The 18,883-nt window shown below is 42.2% G+C and carries 15 protein-coding genes; 11 read left to right on the top strand and 4 right to left on the bottom strand.

What is annotated here, in order from left to right:
* The first annotated feature begins 14 nt into the window (after nucleotides 1-14).
* Genes cyoC through PCIT_RS00415 form a run of 6 tightly spaced genes read left to right on the top strand, consistent with a single transcriptional unit; the run spans nucleotide 15 to nucleotide 3,389 of the window.
* Nucleotides 15-632: a cytochrome o ubiquinol oxidase subunit III gene (cyoC, locus tag PCIT_RS00440; protein ID WP_040696861.1), complete on the top strand. Its 618-nt coding sequence runs from the start codon at nucleotides 15-17 to the stop codon at nucleotides 630-632.
* On the top strand, nucleotides 632-976 hold the full coding sequence (cyoD, locus tag PCIT_RS00435; RefSeq protein ID WP_010366908.1) for a cytochrome o ubiquinol oxidase subunit IV: 345 nt from the start codon (nucleotides 632-634) through the stop codon (nucleotides 974-976). Before cyoC ends, cyoD begins: the two co-directional genes overlap by 1 nt.
* Nucleotide 977: 1 nt before the next feature.
* Nucleotides 978-1,862: a heme o synthase gene (gene cyoE / locus PCIT_RS00430; protein WP_010366910.1), complete on the top strand. Its 885-nt coding sequence runs from the start codon at nucleotides 978-980 to the stop codon at nucleotides 1,860-1,862.
* A gap of 5 nt (nucleotides 1,863-1,867) precedes the next feature.
* Nucleotides 1,868-2,470 carry an SCO family protein gene (locus PCIT_RS00425; protein WP_010366912.1) on the top strand — a complete coding sequence of 201 codons (603 nt, stop codon included), beginning with the start codon at nucleotides 1,868-1,870 and terminating at the stop codon, nucleotides 2,468-2,470.
* Nucleotides 2,467-2,964, top strand: a complete 498-nt coding sequence (locus tag PCIT_RS00420; RefSeq protein WP_010366914.1) for a hypothetical protein — start codon at nucleotides 2,467-2,469, stop codon at nucleotides 2,962-2,964. The genes PCIT_RS00425 and PCIT_RS00420 overlap by 4 nt, the downstream gene beginning before the upstream one ends.
* 50 nt (nucleotides 2,965-3,014) lie before the next feature.
* Entirely contained in the window at nucleotides 3,015-3,389 is a 375-nt protein-coding gene (locus PCIT_RS00415) for a hypothetical protein (protein ID WP_010366916.1), read from the top strand.
* Nucleotides 3,390-3,410: 21 nt separating this feature from the next.
* Here PCIT_RS00415 and PCIT_RS00410 read toward each other — a convergent pair whose 3' ends face one another.
* Entirely contained in the window at nucleotides 3,411-5,195 is a 1,785-nt protein-coding gene (locus PCIT_RS00410; RefSeq protein ID WP_010366918.1) for a diflavin oxidoreductase, read from the bottom strand.
* Between the two features lie 15 nt (nucleotides 5,196-5,210).
* Nucleotides 5,211-10,664, bottom strand: coding sequence for a glutamate synthase-related protein (locus PCIT_RS00405; RefSeq protein ID WP_010366920.1), 5,454 nt, complete (start codon nucleotides 10,662-10,664; stop codon nucleotides 5,211-5,213).
* A 792-nt stretch (nucleotides 10,665-11,456) separates the two neighbouring features.
* Here PCIT_RS00405 and PCIT_RS00400 point away from each other — a divergent pair.
* The 3 genes from PCIT_RS00400 to PCIT_RS00390 all read left to right on the top strand — a co-directional run bounded on the left by PCIT_RS00400 (nucleotide 11,457) and on the right by PCIT_RS00390 (nucleotide 14,223).
* On the top strand, nucleotides 11,457-12,812 hold the full coding sequence (locus PCIT_RS00400) for a hypothetical protein (protein ID WP_010366922.1): 1,356 nt from the start codon (nucleotides 11,457-11,459) through the stop codon (nucleotides 12,810-12,812).
* A 127-nt stretch (nucleotides 12,813-12,939) separates the two neighbouring features.
* Nucleotides 12,940-13,329, top strand: a complete 390-nt coding sequence (locus PCIT_RS00395) for a MerC domain-containing protein (RefSeq protein WP_010366924.1) — start codon at nucleotides 12,940-12,942, stop codon at nucleotides 13,327-13,329.
* Nucleotides 13,330-13,452: 123 nt separating this feature from the next.
* On the top strand, nucleotides 13,453-14,223 hold the full coding sequence (locus PCIT_RS00390; RefSeq protein ID WP_010366926.1) for a class I SAM-dependent methyltransferase: 771 nt from the start codon (nucleotides 13,453-13,455) through the stop codon (nucleotides 14,221-14,223).
* A gap of 66 nt (nucleotides 14,224-14,289) precedes the next feature.
* Here PCIT_RS00390 and PCIT_RS00385 read toward each other — a convergent pair whose 3' ends face one another.
* Complete coding sequence (locus PCIT_RS00385) at nucleotides 14,290-15,216, bottom strand: endonuclease/exonuclease/phosphatase family protein (protein ID WP_010366928.1); 927 nt, start codon at nucleotides 15,214-15,216, stop codon at nucleotides 14,290-14,292.
* A 363-nt stretch (nucleotides 15,217-15,579) separates the two neighbouring features.
* Here PCIT_RS00385 and PCIT_RS00380 point away from each other — a divergent pair, with 363 nt between their 5' ends.
* Complete coding sequence (locus tag PCIT_RS00380; RefSeq protein ID WP_010366929.1) at nucleotides 15,580-16,869, top strand: PD-(D/E)XK nuclease family protein; 1,290 nt, start codon at nucleotides 15,580-15,582, stop codon at nucleotides 16,867-16,869.
* Between the two features lie 372 nt (nucleotides 16,870-17,241).
* Here the strand turns inward: PCIT_RS00380 and PCIT_RS00375 are convergent, their stop codons facing one another.
* Nucleotides 17,242-18,279: an IS110 family RNA-guided transposase gene (locus PCIT_RS00375; protein WP_192992753.1), complete on the bottom strand. Its 1,038-nt coding sequence runs from the start codon at nucleotides 18,277-18,279 to the stop codon at nucleotides 17,242-17,244.
* Nucleotides 18,280-18,392: 113 nt separating this feature from the next.
* Between PCIT_RS00375 and PCIT_RS00370 the strand changes: the two genes are divergently transcribed.
* Nucleotides 18,393-18,875 carry a DUF4879 domain-containing protein gene (locus PCIT_RS00370; protein ID WP_192992752.1) on the top strand — a complete coding sequence of 161 codons (483 nt, stop codon included), beginning with the start codon at nucleotides 18,393-18,395 and terminating at the stop codon, nucleotides 18,873-18,875.
* The last annotated feature ends 8 nt before the right edge of the window (nucleotides 18,876-18,883 follow it).

The following is an 18,883-nucleotide window of genomic DNA, read 5'->3' as shown; positions in this document are numbered from 1 at the left end:
GATTAGAATTAACTATGTCTCAAAGTCACGCAACCGGTCATGATGAAATAGATCATCATGACCACGATCATCACGACTCAGGTGGTGATACGGTATTTGGTTTTTGGATCTACATAATGAGTGACTGCATTTTGTTTGCGACTTTGTTTGCAACATATGCGGTACTCAGTGGTGGATATGCGGGTGGATTAACCCCCAAGGACCTGTTTGATTTAAATTTCGTTGCAGTAGAAACAGCGCTGTTACTGTTTAGTAGTTTTACCTTTGGTATGGCGATGCTCTATGCCAATAAACGGCATATGAAAGGCATGATCTCTTGGCTGGTGGTGACACTGGCTCTGGGCTTGGGCTTTTTAGGTATGGAGCTTTACGAGTTCTATCATTTTAGTAGCGAAGGCGCGACGCCACAAAGCAGTGCTTATTGGTCTGCGTTTTATGCCTTAGTTGCCACGCACGGTTTACACGTACTGGGTGGCTGTATTTGGATGTTGGTGTTATTTGCACACTTTAAAAGAGACGGCTTTACCGAAGATAACTTAGTACGGTTGTCTTGTTTAAGTTTGTTCTGGCATTTCCTCGATATTATTTGGATTTGTGTGTTTAGCGTAGTGTATTTATTAGGAGTGATGTAATGAGCACAGCAACTGCAACTGATCATAGTCACGGCGGCGCAGCGCATGGTAGCGTTAAAGAATATGTAATTGGTTTAATGCTTTCAATTGTATTAACGGCCATACCTTTTAGTGTACTGATGTATGACTTACTGACACCGGTGTTGACATTAACGGTGATTTTAGTCTGTGCGATCGCACAAATATTTGTGCAATTGATTTTCTTTTTGCATATGAATTCATCATCAGAACAAATTTGGAATACCACATCGGCGGTGTTTGTGGTGCTTATTGTTGCGATTGTGGTCATTGGGTCTATTTGGATCATGGAGCATTTGAATCACAATATGCTGATGGGCCACTAGCATGTTCAAAGAGTTTTTAGTGCTAACTAAACCTGGGATCATCATGGGCAATTTAATTGCCACTGTTGCAGGTTATTTTCTTGCCGCACAAGGTGATTTTCAATTAGTGACCTTTTTGGCTGTGTGTATTGGTACCTCAGCCGTAATTGCGTCGGGTTGTGTATTTAACAATGTGATCGACCAAGATATTGATAAGCTCATGCAGCGCACGCAGAACCGAGCTTTGGTAAAAAAGGTCATTACGTCCAATATCGCTTTGCTATATGCCACGTTACTGGGTGTGATTGGGTTTGGTACTTTAGGGTACTTTACTACGGGGATGGCTGTGCTATTTGCCGTGATCGGTTTTGCCGTTTATGTTGGGCTATATAGCCTGCATTATAAACGCAAATCGGTCTACGGCACTTTAATTGGCAGTATTTCAGGCGCATGCCCACCGGTGATTGGTTACTGCGCGGTGACAGCACAGTTTGATGTGGGTGCGTTGGTTATTTTACTGACATTTTGTTTATGGCAAATTCCACATTCGTATGCCATTGCTATTTACCGTTTTGAAGATTACAAAGCGGCTAATATTCCGGTGTTACCTCTGGTTAACGGTATTGAGTCAGCGCGCAAGCACATGGTGGCTTATATTGTTGCGTTTACGTTGATGGCATTGGCATTGTTTGTGTTTAATTATGTGGGTACTTTATACGCTGTTTCAACGTTACTTATTGGTGTGGTGTGGTTAGCCATTACCATTGTTGACTTTGGTCGCTATGAACAACACATATGGGCAAAGCGTGTATTTGTGGTGTCAATATTGGCGATCACGTCATTGAGTGTGTTTATGTCGCTGGACTTTGTCAGTCTTGCACCACAAACATTACTCACGGTGAGGTAGCACAAATGCAAGGGAATAATTTACGGAGATTGTTTTTACTCAGTTGTGTGCTGGGGGTTATTGGCTTAGTGATTTTCTATTTAGCAACAACCCGTAAAGACTTTAATCAACCGAAAAAGACCTTTGCAGAGCTCGGCGGGGACTTTACCCTACAAAGTAGTGAAGGTCCCGTATCATTGTATGATTTTAAAGGGCAAGTGGTGGTGATGTACTTTGGCTATTTATCGTGTGCTGAAGTGTGTCCTAATTCACTTGCTGTTTTAACCGGTGCAATGATGCGGCTTGATAAGAGTCACCCAAAAGCCGTTCAAGGGTTATTTGTGACGGTTGACCCAACGCGAGATACACCTGCTGAATTAAAAGAATACACAGCCTACTTTCATGACAATATTTTGGGGCTTACTGGCACGGTAGAGCAAGTCAAATCAGTCAGTGGTCAGTATGGTGTGTTTTACGATAATAATAATCTAAGTGACTCATTTATGGAGTATTCCGTGTCTCATGCGTCACGGTTTTATATCTTAGATAAATCTAGTAAGTTGATCACGGCCATGAGTCATACCACAACCCCTAATGAATTAGCGGCGCAAATTAGAGAGTTATTATGAATCGTTTGATTTTATGGTTAAGCGCATGCCTATTGTCGGTGTTGAGCATCTCATGTTTTGCAAAAACCTCTATGGAAAAAGTGTTAGCGGCGAAGGCTAACCCGGTGTGCGCTGCGCAGCTCATAGAGCTTGCGTCAAACACCATTGGGTTAAATAAACACCGCTTACTTGAATTAAACAGTCAGAGCAACCAACAGCATAGTAGCTTTGTCTCTGGCGTGATCGAATACAAAGACAGGCAGAGCCATGTGGTTTATGCGGCCACTAAAGATACGCAAGGCCAGTGCGCGGTGACATTTCAAGAAACGTTTACCGTAAAGTCTCCGTGCATTTTGGTGCGCGAGGAAGTATTTAAAAAATGGCAATATCAAGGCAAGTTAAACAGTAATACGATGGTGTTTAAAAACCAAAGAGATACCAGTATGAGTGGTATGTTGAGTGATGCTTCAGACGGGTCATATTGTTTAGTAAGTCGCCATAAAAACGGGGCCTAGCGTGGCCCTTACGGATGACGAGTTTCGTTAATAACTGAGATGAGGGATTTATGAGTACGCGATTGGTGTTAGAGATCGATGCATACAAAAAAGAGTTTGATCATGCTAATTCAGAACTCAGTGTTAAATCCATGATTTTAAAACACACACCAACAGAGTATGCCAACTTATCCGCATTTCTTGATGCTTGCCACAAAGTAAAGCAAGTATGTATTCGTTATGGCGATGTTCAATGTGTTGCTGACTTACAACTGTGGGTGAGAAATAGTATTGTATTGCAATATAGCCGCTGTGAAAATTGTCAAAAGCAGCAAGGAAAATGCATTGCCGAACTCACCAAGTTAGACAAGCAAATTAGTCATGTGTTTCCAAAACTCGGTGGTAATGTCGTGCCGCTTAAACAACCTTTACGCTTAAAATCTTAACGTAAAGGTTGCTTCCTTTCCTTAATAAACGTCCCGCACATAGCGTTTTTGTTTTTTCAAATTGGCCATGTATTCTTGCGTTTGACTTTCATCATATTGACCATACCGCTGAATAATGCTCTGCAGCGTTGTATCAACATCTTTCGCCATTTTATAGGCATCTCCACAGACATACAGATAAGCCCCGTTTTCAAGCCAGTTAAATAGAGTTTCACCTTGTGCTAACATTTTATCTTGTACATAGATTTTTTCTGCTTGATCACGAGAAAAGGCCAAGTCTAATCGCGTTAATAGGCCATCTTGATGCATCTGGGTTAACTCTTGCTCATACAAGTAATCGGTTTTTGCATTTCGGTCACCGAAAAACAACCAATTATCTCCTGTGGCGTGTGTGGCTTCCCGCTCTTCTAAGAACGCTCTAAATGGTGCAATGCCGGTACCTGGGCCAATCATAATAATGGGTGCAGCTAAATCATTGGGTACAGAGAAGTGTTTGTTGGCCGAAAAGTAACAAGTTACTGGCTCTCCTATTTTTACAAGGTCGGCTAAGTAAGTTGAACAAACCCCATTGTGTTGACGTTCATCTTGCATGTATCTCACACTGGCAATGGTTAAATGTACTTGATCAGGGTGCTTTTTGAGACTTGATGAAATGGAATAGGCTCTGGGTGCCATTGGTTTTGCAAGCTGAATAAACTGTGCCGGTGAAAGAGCACTATCTGGGTAACGCTTAAGTAGCTGAACCGTGTCGACGCCCCATAAATAATCACTCATGGCTTGATTATCGCCCAGTCGGGAAAGCAGCTCTGGGCAGCTACTCTGACGTGCTATTTCATGAATGAGATCTTTACTGGGCTGGCGAATTTCGAGTAATTCAGTGAATATGTATTCTAGTTGATCGGTTTTACCATTGTATGTTTCATGTTGCTCTGCTCTGGCATTCAGTGCGCTGAGTAAGTCATTAACGAGTGCTGTACTGTTGTGCGCAATAATATTAAGGGCATCGCCAGCATCATAGTGTTCTCCTGAGCCCATTAAAGAGAGTTCATAATGAATGGTTTCTTTACTTGAGCACTCATCGGTTAACCGCGTTTTGCTTAATAGCTGAGCCTTCAGCGGTGACTCTTTATTAAATTTGGCTTTGTGTTTTTTAGGCTTTTGCTCAGAAGTGTGCGCTGGTTGCTGCTCTGAGTTACTGCCTTTTTGCGCGATTGTGGGCAGTGCTTCAGCCATCCATTGTTCTGCTGGGGCTTCATAGGCCACATCACAATCTATACGTTGTGCGACTCGGGTAGCACCTAGCTGTTCTAAGCGTTCATCCCATTGAATGCCGGCAATACAAAAATCATCATAATTGGTGTCACCCAAGGCTAAAACGGAAAAGTAGGTTGATGCAAATGACGGTGCCGACTCGGCACTTATTTCATCCCACAATAATTGTGCGTTATCGGGCATTTCACCATCACCGTAGGTACTTGTGATCACTAATAGTCGCTCTGCTTCACTTAATTGCGACACAGAAATATCATCCATATCGAATACCGAAGCCAACAATCCATGATTTTTAGCCATTTGTGCTGCTTCTTCAGCTAGGTTTTCAGCATTACCGGTTTGCGATCCATAAATTATGGTGAGTGGTTTAATTTGCATGGCTGGCTGAACTGATTGCGCAACAGTTTCTTCTTTTATTAATAAGCGACTATGTAAACCCGCTAAAAAGCCACCTAGCCATTGCTTTTGGTCATCATTGAACGGCATGTTTTCTGGTAAATAGGGGACTAATTGAGTGTTATTTGAGTGTGTCATAATACTTTTCCTTACTTATGCTGTTGCGCGGATTGCTTCAACTAGCACATGGCAAAAATGGGTCGCGAGCAGTTGTTCAAATGGTCGATGTTGGCGCAATGCCTCTTGGACACAGTTATCGCGATGTAATATCCAAACGCTGGTACCAAACGCATTACTATCCCAGACCTCGCGGCGCTCTAACGCGTCTTTGTAGTCTTGCACGCGCTTTTGTGCGATTAAGCAGCTGAGCGCATCGCTTTCGTAGCTGGCCAATGCCTCTTTGGTATCTTTTACCAGTGTTTCTTGTAACTTTCGATCAAGGGTCGTGACCAAATATTTGGCGCTGTCTTCGCTGTTACGCGCGGTGGACTGTGAGGCTAATTTTTTGGCAGCTTCATGGGCGCGATGAAATACACCTGCTGAGATCACATATTGATAAATGAGACTGGTGTCTCGGTCTCCGTAATCAGGTAATTGCCCATCAAATAGGTATTTACCGTCGTCTTGGTTTTGTTGGTATGCAATTTGAGCTTCTTTTAATAGGCGGTTTGCCCAAGCTTGTGAGAGCTCTTCAAGCATGGTTCTGCGCTCATTAGAGTCCACAATATTATTTGGGCAATGATAGCTATAGAGTGTTTTTGGGATCAGGACATAAAAATGCGCCTTGTGCTCAGCCCAGTTATTAATCAATGATTGGGCGTGCGTAGAGCCGGTAGCATCAATATGGCATTCTAAATGATACAAAAGCGCGGCTTCATGGCCCAAACACAAGGGAGTTTGTTCATCTAAGCGCAAAGCGACGACACTGTCTTGGCTGCACTGTGTGACAATATTGCCGCTTGGATCGTATTGGTATGCGGTACCACCACTCATCCCATTGCCTAAATTCTTTCCGTAATGAGATAAGTTAACCACTGACCCATTGGTCATATATTCGCAGCAAAAATCACCAACCCCTTCCACCACGGCAACGGCACCTGAGTTGCGTACACCAAAGCGGTCACCTGCTTGGCCTGCTATAAACAACTCTCCACCTGTCGCCCCAAACAATGCAAAGTTGCCGATCAGTACATTGTTAGTCAATGGTTGTTTTGCGTGTGAAACAGGACTTGTGATCTGTATGCGACCGCCGCTTATGCCTTTGCCTACTCCATCATTACAAGTGCCGGTATGTTGAAGCTGCATGCCAGTATTTAAAAATGCCCCATAACTTTGGCCTGCTGAGCCATACGTATGCAACGAGAGCGTATTACTTTTTAATACGACTCTGCCATTACTCAATCTATACATTGCTGGATGCGCCGCAATGGTCGCATCGCTTACTTGATAATTTAGGGTCCGCTCGATATCAATCGCCAGCTGCCCAGCGACTGTTTTGTTGCAGTTATTCAGTGCGATGGGAGGCAGAGATAAGTATTCAGTTTGGTTATCAAATAAGTTTTGTTTTAGCTGCGTGAGCCACTGCGTGTCGTGATCAAAGTTTGCTTCAAGGTATACTGGATCGGTAATCTTTATGGGTTCTACTGGCGCGAGCATGGCCGTCATATCTAATTGGCCGACCATCATAGGATGCGCAACGAGGTGTAATAAATTACTTTTTCCACGTACCTCACGTAAAGATGTATAGCCAAGGTGTGCCAAAATTTCACGGGTTTCGTGTGCAACATTCATAAAATATTGCGCCAATGCTCTTGGGTCGCCCTGATAAACCTCAGGGTTGGTTGTTAGCCCCGCAGGACATTTTTGATGGCAGTTTTTAGCCATCACGCATTTGAGCATCATCAGTGCTGTGGTACCAAACTCAAATGAGTCACCGCCTAACATGGCCGATTTGACCACATCGAGCCCCGTTTGGTGGGCATTAGAACAGCGTAGGGTTATTTTATCCCGCAAGCCATTTTCAGCGAGTGCTTGATGAACTTCAGCAATACCAATATCGGCGGCTCGACCCGTGTGTTTTAGGCTGGTCACTTGGGCTGCCCCAGTACCGCCGGTATTGCCTGCGACATTGATAACATCAGCGCCTGCTTTGGCAACGCCAACCGCAATGGTACCAATCCCTTCAGATGAAACCAGTTTAACGACGACTCTGACACGGGCGGCTTTGGCATCGTGGATGAGCTGCCCTAAATCTTCAATCGAGTAAGTATCATGATGTGGCGGTGGAGAGACTAGTTCAACCCCAGGCGTACCACCTCGTGCTGCAGCGATTTGTACGTTGACTTTATGTGCGGGAAGTTGGCCTCCTTCACCGGGCTTTGCGCCTTGGCCTATTTTGATTTCGATTTCTTGTAAGGCAGGGTCGGCAAGGTAGCCAGTCCAGACTCCAAATCTGCCAGAGGCAAATTGCTTAATTTTACTGGCTTTTACGGTGTTGTAACGTGAGGCACTTTCGCCACCTTCACCAGAGTTACTCATTGCGCCCGCAATATTGGTGCCTTGCGCTACCGCTTGGTGCGCTTTTTCGACTAAAGCACCATGACTCATAGCGCCCGAGGCAAAAGCGGCGGTGATTTGGTGTGCAGGCTGAACCTTAGCTACGGATATTGCCGTACGAGCAGAAATGACTTTCGCTAATAGCCTGTCGAGAGCACTATCTTGCACCACTGCGATATTAAGATGTGAGTTTTCTATACTGTGGGTGAAAATATCTTTGGAAAATATGTCTATGAGCGCAGCAAGTAAACTCTGGAGGTTACCAGCATGATCGAATGCAATATGCCAATGTTGTGCGATGTCATTAGATCGCTCACGGTGCACTGTGAGCCCTGATATGGCAAGGGCAAATGATCCTGACACTGATATGTGTTTAAAGCACTCTTTAAAGGCTTGCTCTGATGCATTTGCTTTGATTTGAATCGGTAAGCTTAGTATGTCTCGCAGTGCCGCTGGGCGGTGTTGGCGTTCAAGGTAAAGGTTTTGACTAAATTCACGATATGCATCGGTGATCGTAAAGTCATCTATTTGCTGGGGGCTGCGTGCGTCGTAGCCTAAATCTCGATATCCTTCATCTTGTGGCAATATGACTTGTTGGTCTTGTGACTCAAGTTGTGATTCGTCGACATATTGAATCGACTCTTCAGTCATATTGATGTATTCACGAACCGCAGTTATACCAAAGCTATGACCTGCTCCTTGAGCGCGCTCTTTGAATAATCCGAGTACAGGGATCTGGTTTTCAGATTGAACATGGAGGACTTTTTTATGCCAGTACTCAACGCTTTGTACCAAATCTTTAAATTGGGCTCCTCCCACGGGGGAGTGAATATTGGGGAAAATAGCTCTTAAAGCTGGATCATGAGTATCAATAAAGTTGGCTTCGAAAAATTCACCGCCAATATAGCTTTCTACAGTGCATAAACCAAATTTGCCCATGGTTTTCATTAAGGCTTTTTCAGCTGCTTTTTTAAATTTCAGTATCGCTGATTGCACATCGGTTGGCCTATCGAATAACTCTGTGGCACGATTTAATACCGTGAGTGGGCATACCGCAGAGGCTCCAAAGCCAAGCAGACATGCTATGTCGTGTGTACTCACTGCTTGCCCTGTATGGCAAACAACGCTGGTGGTAAAGCGTAGCCCTCGACTTATCAGCCGCTGATTAATTTTAGCAACAGCTAGCAATGCCGGAATAGCGGCTTGGCTATGTGATATGTGCTCGTCACTTAAAATGATAATATCGACTTGTTCGCGGGCTTGTTGCTCTGCGAGATCTGTTAGTGTCTCTAGGGCATCAAGCAGTCTATGCTCATTGTTGTTGTCTAAGTCGATGTTGAACAATAGAGGTAAGGTTTTAGTACGCAACGCACTTTGTTTTTCAAGGGCGAGCAGGTGCTGTGGCATTAAAATAGGGGAGTCTAATACAATTTGTTTATGGCTATTTGGGCTAATATTAGGTTTTGGACCCAGTGCCACACGCAGTGTCATGCCATCGGTTTCACGAATGCTGTCGAGAGGCGGGTTGGTTACTTGCGCAAACCGTTGGCTAAAGTATCGAGATAGGCCGCCTTCATCTTTGTTGAGGGCATTCGGAGCCAAGCCATAGCCCATGGCAGAGATTTTTTCTGCGCCATTTAATAACATGGGATCGAGCATAAATTTAAAGCTTTCTTGATTTAAACTAAATGCCACATGTTGTGCGCTGGTACTCAGTGAAGAAGGTTGTTTTACCTCTTGTAACTGCGGTATCGGTAAGTCGGATACGTTAACCCTTGCTTGGCTCAGTAGCGCGGCGTAATCTTGCTGTTTAGCTAACTGTTCTAAAATTTGCTGGGTTTCTTTAATTTCCCCGGTGCTATGGTCAAATACAATCATGCCTCCAGCTTCAATACGGCCGCGGCGTATGATGTCGCTGGGATCAAACTCTATTTGACCTGCCTCACTCATCACGACCAAATAGTCAGATGTTTCGACACTTCGTAACGGCCGCAACCCGAGTCTATCAAGTCGTGCGCCGACCTTAACCCCATCGCCAAAAATGAGTGCTGCTGGGCCGTCATTTTTCTCTTCATACAACGAAAAGTATTCAAGCATATTTCTCACTGAGGGTGATAAGTCGCTGTCATTCTCCCAAGCGGGCGGCATCATGGCTAACGCGGCGACATCAATCTCTAAGTTGTCTTCGATTATTCGCCTTTCCAATGTTTGGTCTAAACGTGCTGAGTCTGATTGCCCATGAGGAGTAATGATTTTTTTATTTTGCGACTTGGCAATTGCGTCTTCACTTAAGCGATTCTTTCGGTCGGTATTAAGCTCACCATTGTGGGCCATGCGTCTAAAAGGTTGCGCAAACATTGGGTTTGGTGCGGTATTAGTTGAAAACCGAGTGTGAAAGAATAACGTATGAACTTGATGATCTACGTCACTTAGATCGGTAAAATAAGGAACCACTTCCCAGCTATTTAAACGGCCTTTTAGTACTTGGGTACGGCTGCTCATCGACAAGGGGTAGAGTCCACTGAGTTCAGGATCAGTAAAAGCCACATGTTCGATGTCGTGAAGCGCGTGGTGGATCTGTTTTTCAAACTGAGTTTGGCTATCACACTGGCTTGGTTTTAAAAAAACCACTTGTTTGATTTGTCGTTGTGCTTGTTGGCTCGCATGATTAAGTACGGTTTCATCGGTTGTGATGGTGCGAAATGTGACAATAGATAAGTTATACGTCGACAGGGTGTTTTCAATTAATTGAGTGGCTTTGTTGTGGTACGTAAGTTCTTTGGGGTAAAAAAAGTTGGCTACCCCAAATTCACCGAGTTGTAATGTGGCGTTGCCGGTCACTTTTTTGAAAAAGTTAAGCGACAAGTCAATATTAACCCCAGCACCATCACCAATGCCTTGTGCATTCATACCGCCTCTATGAGGTATACGGCAAAGTGCTTGGTGAGCATGCTCTAGCAGTTGGTGTGTTTGTTCGCTTTTTTTATGGGTAATAAACCCAACGCCACAGCTCGAATGCTCTAAATTTCTATCAAATAAATATCTTTTCATTGAGTACCCAATTTACTAAACGGGTGAGTTCATTGCATAACAAGCACTTAATTTGAACTACACATTTTTTAAGCAGGTCATCCAAACTAATATTCAATGTATATTTATGCAAATGATAAATATTTGTATTCTCTTTTGCTTTGGGGCTGTTTATTGAAATTCAGCGGGCGCTAAATGTTAACTATTTGTTTGAAGGCGTTTATTTTTGTGCTGTTAGTGGCATTTTACATAGGCTGAATTTTTTTCATGTATAAGATCGCGAGGCATAAGGTTGGATGGTGATTATACGATACAGGTTTAGATAACCGATTGAATATGCGAAGTCAGCTAATTTGTTTTGTTGAGTAAAAAGAAAATCAAGGCAAAGAAATGCGCCACGATAAACGTGGCGCTGGGTATTTCTGATAAAAATCATATAAGTGCTGAATAAGTAAACGGAGACTTTACCTGTAATTAAACACAAATAAAGGTGTTCAAGGAAACACACTCAGTCATCTTAATTAAGAGCGTTCCTTTGATTTGGAGTTTTACGTTTTTTAGTTTCATGATGCCAATTCCTTCTGCGCATAATTCAGCACTCAGTTCAGTGTACCTATTTGCCTTGTAAATGGAATGTTTTTTTTGTGTTTTTTTTGTTTTTATATCTTTTCTTTTGATTCTACTGAGCTCGTTACCAAAAGAACTACTTGCAATTATGTTTTGTTATAATATAACATAAACTCCAAGGTTGAGAGTCAAAGCACGCTCTCATGAATTAATACTCTCAAATAGACTCTTTAGACAGTGACGACAATGAATATAAAATTAAAGTTATTAGCAACGCTTGTTGCTGCAGCATTAACTTCAGCGTGTGGCGATACAAAGCATACGTTAACACCAATAGAAACACCGGCTACACAAGAGCAACCTGATGGATCAGGTTCAACTGATGATGATCACGGCCATACCGAGGTGGGTACCGAAGGTCGTTTGGTTGTATCTACGTTTGATAGTAATGTGCTTGCCGTTTTATCTGCAAAAGATGGTGAACACATAGATAGTATTGGCATAACAGGTTACCCGCAATATTTATATGCTACTGAACACCATCGCTACGTGATGGCGGTACAGCGTGACGCGGGTATGGTTGAATTTGTTGATGGTGGCGTATGGCAAGAAGATCATGGTGATCACTTGCACCCTTATGAACAAGCCCCAAGCCTTGTTGATTTTGCATTACAAGGGGTAAAACCAACCCACGTAAATGCGGGTAAGCACAACAGTGTTGTGTTCTTTGATGGTGATAAAGACACCGCAGAAAATGCGCAAGTAATGGTATTTAATGAGTCGAACATCACCAACAACGACCGTGATTTTGCAACGCTTGATTACAGCACATACCAACATGGTGCAATGCAAACGGTTGGCGAATACTTAATAAGCACCATTCGTGATGAGCAAAGCAGCTCGACTTTACCAAGCCAAATTGGTTTATTTCATGGTCATGGAGACCATTTTGACCAAGATAAAGTATTTGATGTAGCTTGCCCAAGTTTGCATGGCAGTGCACAAAGTAGTGAGCTGGTGGCGTTTGCGTGTGCAGATGGTGTGGTGATGATTGATACCCACGATAACGCTTTTACTCATGAAAAAATCATGAACCCAGCTGAATTTGCTGAAGGTGAGCGAATTGGCATGTTGCGTGGACACCCTGAGAAAGATTTGTTTATTGGTAGTAGCCGTACAGCAGTGTACGCCATTGACCCTAGCAATAGCTCAGTAGAAAAAATTGAATGGCAAGCCAGTGACGATGCGCGATTAAGTGGTGCGTACTTCAGTGCTGAAGGTGAGCATGTGGTATTAATGGACAGTGCCGGTGTTATTTCCGTGTTTGAAGGCCATGCACATGATAACGAATACCACTGGGAACTGGCGCACAATATTACGGTAACGACCGCCGATTTGGCACAAATGCCAGCTGAACATGGCTTTACCATGACGCTTTCACAATCACAGCAAGTGGCTTATGTAACTGATCCCATTAACCAACACATTATCGCCATTGACTTAGAAAGTGGTGAACTTGCGCATACCTTTGAGTTAGATGTTGTGCCAAAAAATGTGGTTTGGTTAGGCATTGCTGGCGAAGCACACGATCATGAGCACTAAGCAGTAAAAACTGATTTAACAAGAGACGATTCTTAACCCTGACGTTTAGCCCGCACTGCGGGCTTTTTTACGTTATATAAGGCGTTAAGGCGAGTAAAAAAACCTAAGACGAAAGAGGCTAGTTGCAATGAAATTCCCACAAAAACGGATGGACCAAGCAGCAATCGGTGTATCAATGTTATGTATACTCCATTGCATTTTTCTCCCCTTAATGTTGCTGTTAGTGCCAGTGGTTGGGCTGCAGGCTTTGGCCGATGAATCGGTGCATCAACTGTTAGTGTGTATTGCTTTAGTGATAAGCCTTGTTGCATTGAGTATTGGATGTAAGCGGCATAAAGCATGGCATATTTTAATTGTGGGAATTGCTGGGTTAGCATGCTTAGTATTCGCGGTGGTATTTGGTCATGACCTTTTAGGTGAGCTTATGGAGCGTATTATGACGGTTGTAGGGTCAGGGCTTATTATTGCATGCCATATTCGCAACTATCGTTTATGTGCAAAAACAGCGTGTTCCTAAATTTTTGCTTTATCGCAAATAGTTGGTGCTTTTTTGGTTTTTGACTATTTTAAGCTGAGACACAAGTATGAGTGAACTATTTATATAGCCGCTCTCAGTCATAACAGCGCCAACGAGTCGAGTATGAACTATTTAGATATAAATAAAGAAACTTGGAATAAGCGGACTACGCTGCACATAAAATCAAAGTTTTATGATGTTGCCAGCTTTTTACAAGGCCAGTCATCGCTAAATGATATTGAAATTAATCAGCTAGGCGATGTGAGTGGAAAAAGTATACTTCATTTACAGTGCCATTTTGGGCAAGATTCACTGTCGCTCGCACGACTCGGTGCGACGGTGACAGGCGTCGACTTGTCCTCCTCTGCAATCGATGAAGCAAAAATATTAAACGAACAGCTTGGCTTAGACGCGACATTTGTGTGTGATGATGTTTGTCATTTTGGCGATAGTAATACGCAACAGTTTGATATTGTGTATACATCATATGGAGTTTTGTGTTGGCTACCTGATTTAACACATTGGGCGCGAGGGGTTGCTAAGGCCTTAAAAAGTGGTGGGGAGTTTCATTTAGTTGAATTTCACACCTTCAATGACTTGTTGTCGGGGTATTCATACTTCCCTAAAACTGAGCCAGACATTGAGGAAGAAACCACGTATACAGAAAATTGCGACGGGCAAGTGTCTCAAGTGATCACGTGGCCACACTCATTGAGTAATGTGATCAGTGCACTGATCAATGCCGGCTTGATAATAGAACTGTTTGAAGAGCATGCATACAGCCCTTATGATTGCTTTGACGGACTGGAGCAGGTGGCTGAAAAACGTTATCAAATGCAGCACAAAGGGCAGCAAGTTCCTTTAATTTACTCTATAAAAGCACGTAAATCATAGTATAAGCCGTGTTTTTTAACGCCAGCCAATATCGGTCCAAACGTAGACGTTTGGACCAACTATCCCCTAGAAATTAAAGCGTAATGTTAAAGCACAATGGTCGCTAAGCATGTTGTTAGGTGCCATATCTTCAAAATAGTGAAATTGTGACTCTGGTTTATCAAGGTGCTGCACCAATGATGACGAGACGATAATATGGTCAATCGGGGCCGGGTATTTAGGGTGGCACCCTTGAACAGTGTCAGTGGTATTTACCCATGCGCTTTGTTTCACTGTGTTTGTAAGCCCTAAATCAGCGCGTAAGCGATTGTTAGGATTGGCTAAGCGGTGGTTAAAATCCCCTAACAAAACCAAATTAGGTTGGCTTTTTTGTTGCTGCTTCAGTGTACTTTTCAAAATCTCAGCCTGCTGAGCTAGTACGCCGCAGCTTTTGCGGTCGCTGTCTAGGTAGTCGTCAACAAAGCAGCCGCTTTTTAAATGAAAGTTAATCAAAGAGAGTGATTTTCCTCCATGCTCGATATCCAGTTGCAATGCGTTACGTAGGCCAAACTGCGGCGCACTGAGTGCGTCTAGATGCGTGATGTTATTAACCGTAATGGTTTTTTTCACCGCATAGGCGACTTTTTGTTGCGTTGACGACTGCTCACTGCCACGGCACGTATAACTTGGCGAGTCAGCTCTATCAGAAATGAACACTTGCCATTGTGATGGGTTAAAAACGCGTTGCACCGCAGCGATGGAACCGACTTCTTGCAGGGCATATATATCAGCATCTACTTTGTTTTTATAAGCGGTGAGTGCAGCATAGTCACTGTTTTCACGGCCTTTACAGCCTTGATTATTGTGTGCTGCTAAGTGTTCAATATTCCATGTGGCAACCACTAAGTCATTGGTTTTTTGTGTGTTAGGTGTGCTCGTTACCGTTTGGCAGCCCAGTATGGCTGTGCTGCAAACAAGCCCTGTAAATATGTGCTTGAATCCCTGTGTGTTCATGTGTGTCATTCAATAGTTTAAGGTAGTTTGATCTTGTTACAACATAACATTAAAAAGCAATTTATTGCGGTAGATTGTAGAGAAAAGGTATATGAGTCTAGTTGTATTAATTTTCGTCAGCTTTTCAGTATATAGTGCATGTAATGAATGAGAGTTTATGGGCTAAGCGGAATTCCAGCTTGAATGTGGCGAATGGCAAATCATCAGTTTGCGTTGGGTGTCGCTTGAAATTCTCTTTTGCAAAATTTAGAATGGGCTGCTCTTAAATATAAGTATTGAATAACATGCGGTTATTACAAGAATTACTTATCGGATTGAGAAAATCATACCCATGAGAGAAGTCTCAATACACAGGTTACATAAATGAGCAAAATAATAACAAACCTACTTAGTCTTATCACCGACAAGGACTTTCAGGCTCTGGAGAGTCGATGTTTATCAACATCAATACATGAAACGATTAACTATGATGAAAACCGAAAGTCAGACATTTTGGCTTGGTTACTCAATCCAAAAGAAGGGCACTTAGAAAACGATTATTTTTTAAGAACGCTAATTAATGCGGTTTATTCTTGTATGGAAGATTCTCAAGCTGAAAATATGCCTAGCGCATTTGATATGGCACAAACGGCTTTATTAAACATTCAAATTGTTAGAGAACTCTGCATCGATAACAACGGCAAAAAGAAGTTTATAGACTTATTTTTAATAGACCCAACTCAAAAATTAGTTATTACAATTGAACGTAAAGATGGCTCTTATGCTCACAGTAACCAGCTTCGTGTATATGCTGACTGGGTGGAGGCTAATTACAAGGGATGGTCTCATCTGTTTATTTTATCAGACAGCGAATCAAAAGATCATAAAGATGAATTTGACCCGAGATATATTCAGCTAGATGATTCTTGGCTGTGTGACGCTTTGCTCGACCTTACAAATAGGGGTAGGGTAAGTAATTATCTTGAGACGCAATTTAGAGATATTCATGATTACATTTTTGGTGAATGGGAAGAAAAAAGAGATAAATACTATTATAAGTTTGACGAAATTACCAAAAGAGTCGCTCAAGTTCATTGTGAGACACTGAGGCTGCTTGAAGAGTATCAAATAACAATTAATGCATCTAATTTTAGCCTTCTTGATATAACACCTAGTTTCTACTGTACCAAGATATTGCCCCAAATATCTTTAATTAATAACGAAGAACAACAACTACTTGCTATCACTCAGCAGCATTATTCTGTTTTTGAGCATTTACATGGTTTAAATGAATTTGATGAATTAGAAGATAAGCTTTCGACGTTGTTTGGCAACGATATTTTAACTGAGTTACATGCGAACAACATATATTTCACTCTAGGAAAGCATTATTCAGAAGGTAAGTATTGGCCCGTCAGTTTTGAAATTAGACGAAATAGAAATGAGCTTGATGAAGTGGTATATGTTTTTAATCTGTATATTAGCAAGTATTCGGATGAAGTTCATCATGTATTGGCCGATCATATTGCTAAAGCTTTCAATAAGCCATTTAGAAAAAATCAAAAGGAAGTAAAGCTTACAGATTTAGGTGAGTTTTCAGGGTTAGACTTGTCTCTTAATTCAGAGCTTTATTTTTGTATTAAAAAGAATTTAGAAAAGGTGAGTGAATTTTAACTGATATATGGACACTCCCAGTGTGTCAAACAAAATAACTCTGGCGGGGTAGAATAAACTACCTCGTTTTTTCATTTCGTCGCTGCCACTGTTTGACGTTTGACCCATTTGCAATAAAGCGTTGCTCTGACATATATCCGGGCTTAACTGTTATTTCAGTGCCCCTAATGAGCTTCGAGCCTATACACCCTAATTTGAATACACCCAAGCGGTTTATATACCGTGCCTTTGCCGGGATTTGTATAGGCAGGCTAGGCCTTTTTTCATCTAACTGTAGCGAACAATGATAGGCGATTGGCAAGTGCTCTCAACACCCACGCGGGTTAAGTTACCCTTGTCATTTACGAGCTGCCTGCCAATCTAACTTGGTGTTTAAGCATTATCTTGAACCTGGTTGCATGAACGTATGGGGCGGTAATATTCATTTTTTTGAAGTAATATCCACATTAATCTTGCCAGACGATGCGCCATTGCAACCGCAGCTTTATTCACACCACGCCTTTGCTTGATGGCAGTGACCCATAGGTTCAGGTCATCGTCTTTTTTATGCGCGTGGTTCACAACCGTTCGAGCACCATGAATAAGTTGTTTTCTGAGGTATCCATCTCCACATTTAGTAATTGTGCCCAAACGATTTGTGTCACCAGACGCATATTGCCTAGGCGTAAGGCCAAGCCAGACGCTAAAGTCTTTCGCACTTTTAAATGCTTGGCCTTTATCGATGCTGGCGCTGAACGCGGAGGCAATGATAGGGCCAATCCCGGGAATTGATTGCATAATTTCTGCACTGGTGTTGTGGGTATTAGTTTGTTGGAACAAGGTATCCATGAGTTTAATTTTTTTATCATAGTTTTCTAACTCTTGTTGTACTTCTAACAACATGAGGCGAATAACAGGTTGAACATCTTGTGATAAAAGTTCATGGATATGCTTTTTGAATACAGAGTATGCTTTGGGAATGTGAAACCCAAATTCGAGGAGTAAACTTCGAGTTTGATTTATACAGGCAGTACGAGTACTGAGTAGCCTTTCTCGTATTCTATGTAGACAAAGCACAGCTTGTTGCTGTTCACTTTTAATGGGAACAAAGCGAATGTTAGGCCTTCTACTTGCTTCATATATTGCCAAACAATCATTTTTATCATTTTTGTTACCACGTACAAATGGGGTAACATGTTGTGCAGGAATTAAATTAACTTGATGACCAGAATTTAAGCATGCTCTGCCCCAGTAGTGAGAGGATGAACAAGCTTCCATAACGACTTTACAAGGCGGTAAATTAAGGATTATTTCATGGAGTTTTACTCTAGAAACCCGCTTTGAGAAACAAGGGTTTCCGTGTTTATTAATTCCAAGAAGTTGAAATACATTTTTTGCTAAATCGATGCTTAATATACTAACGTTATTCATGATGGATGCTCCTACTAACTATCGTTATAAACACACCTTTAGTTTGGCGCATTGACGCCGATTTGGGAGTGTCCATCTCATCACCCATCCAAAATTTACAAACCATAGAAAATTTGCAACATGATTATGAACTTCAAGAATATGTTGATTTACTAAAACATGAGATAAGGGAAAATCATGCTAATTATCAGCTGTATGTAGAGTCATTGGATCAAGATAGTGAAATTGTGCCACTTGCGCCGGCACCAAAAATTACTTATTTGGAGATCCGCGGTGTTTATTCTGCACTGTACCGAAAATGGGATTACGTTGACCAAAACGCTTTTTCTACAAACCAGGATCATGGCGGTCAGTTTTATGCATTAACCCTTGAATATGGCTATGCTCAACCTTCGTCGCGACGCTTTCAAATCAATGGCACAACACTAAAATTAGAAACCTCGGAGCCAGTTAAAGATTCAGGCAATACGGTCATTGGGTGGATAAATTATTGGAAAAACCCTATGGCAGACTTTACGAGCGGTAATGCGACTTATAACGAGACTTCGATTAACTTTCCTTACAATCAGGAAAGTGATCGTTTATTTATTCGTTAACATGGCTT

This window comes from Pseudoalteromonas citrea (genome assembly GCF_000238375.3).
In the GTDB taxonomy this organism is placed as follows: domain Bacteria; phylum Pseudomonadota; class Gammaproteobacteria; order Enterobacterales; family Alteromonadaceae; genus Pseudoalteromonas; species Pseudoalteromonas citrea.
This window is presented reverse-complemented; position numbering and strand designations above follow the sequence as displayed.

Excerpts from the sequence above, each read along its gene's own strand:
- cyoC (WP_040696861.1), top strand. The coding sequence starts at position 15 with ATGTCTCAAAGTCACGCAACCGGTCATGATGAAATAGATCATCATGAC.
- cyoD (WP_010366908.1), top strand. The coding sequence starts at position 632 with ATGAGCACAGCAACTGCAACTGATCATAGTCACGGCGGCGCAGCGCAT.
- cyoE (WP_010366910.1), top strand. The coding sequence starts at position 978 with ATGTTCAAAGAGTTTTTAGTGCTAACTAAACCTGGGATCATCATGGGC.
- PCIT_RS00425 (WP_010366912.1), top strand. The coding sequence starts at position 1,868 with ATGCAAGGGAATAATTTACGGAGATTGTTTTTACTCAGTTGTGTGCTG.
- PCIT_RS00420 (WP_010366914.1), top strand. The coding sequence starts at position 2,467 with ATGAATCGTTTGATTTTATGGTTAAGCGCATGCCTATTGTCGGTGTTG.
- PCIT_RS00415 (WP_010366916.1), top strand. The coding sequence starts at position 3,015 with ATGAGTACGCGATTGGTGTTAGAGATCGATGCATACAAAAAAGAGTTT.
- PCIT_RS00410 (WP_010366918.1), bottom strand. The coding sequence starts at position 5,195 with ATGACACACTCAAATAACACTCAATTAGTCCCCTATTTACCAGAAAAC.
- PCIT_RS00405 (WP_010366920.1), bottom strand. The coding sequence starts at position 10,664 with ATGAAAAGATATTTATTTGATAGAAATTTAGAGCATTCGAGCTGTGGC.
- PCIT_RS00400 (WP_010366922.1), top strand. The coding sequence starts at position 11,457 with ATGAATATAAAATTAAAGTTATTAGCAACGCTTGTTGCTGCAGCATTA.
- PCIT_RS00395 (WP_010366924.1), top strand. The coding sequence starts at position 12,940 with ATGAAATTCCCACAAAAACGGATGGACCAAGCAGCAATCGGTGTATCA.
- PCIT_RS00390 (WP_010366926.1), top strand. The coding sequence starts at position 13,453 with ATGAACTATTTAGATATAAATAAAGAAACTTGGAATAAGCGGACTACG.
- PCIT_RS00385 (WP_010366928.1), bottom strand. The coding sequence starts at position 15,216 with ATGAACACACAGGGATTCAAGCACATATTTACAGGGCTTGTTTGCAGC.
- PCIT_RS00380 (WP_010366929.1), top strand. The coding sequence starts at position 15,580 with ATGAGCAAAATAATAACAAACCTACTTAGTCTTATCACCGACAAGGAC.
- PCIT_RS00375 (WP_192992753.1), bottom strand. The coding sequence starts at position 18,279 with ATGAATAACGTTAGTATATTAAGCATCGATTTAGCAAAAAATGTATTT.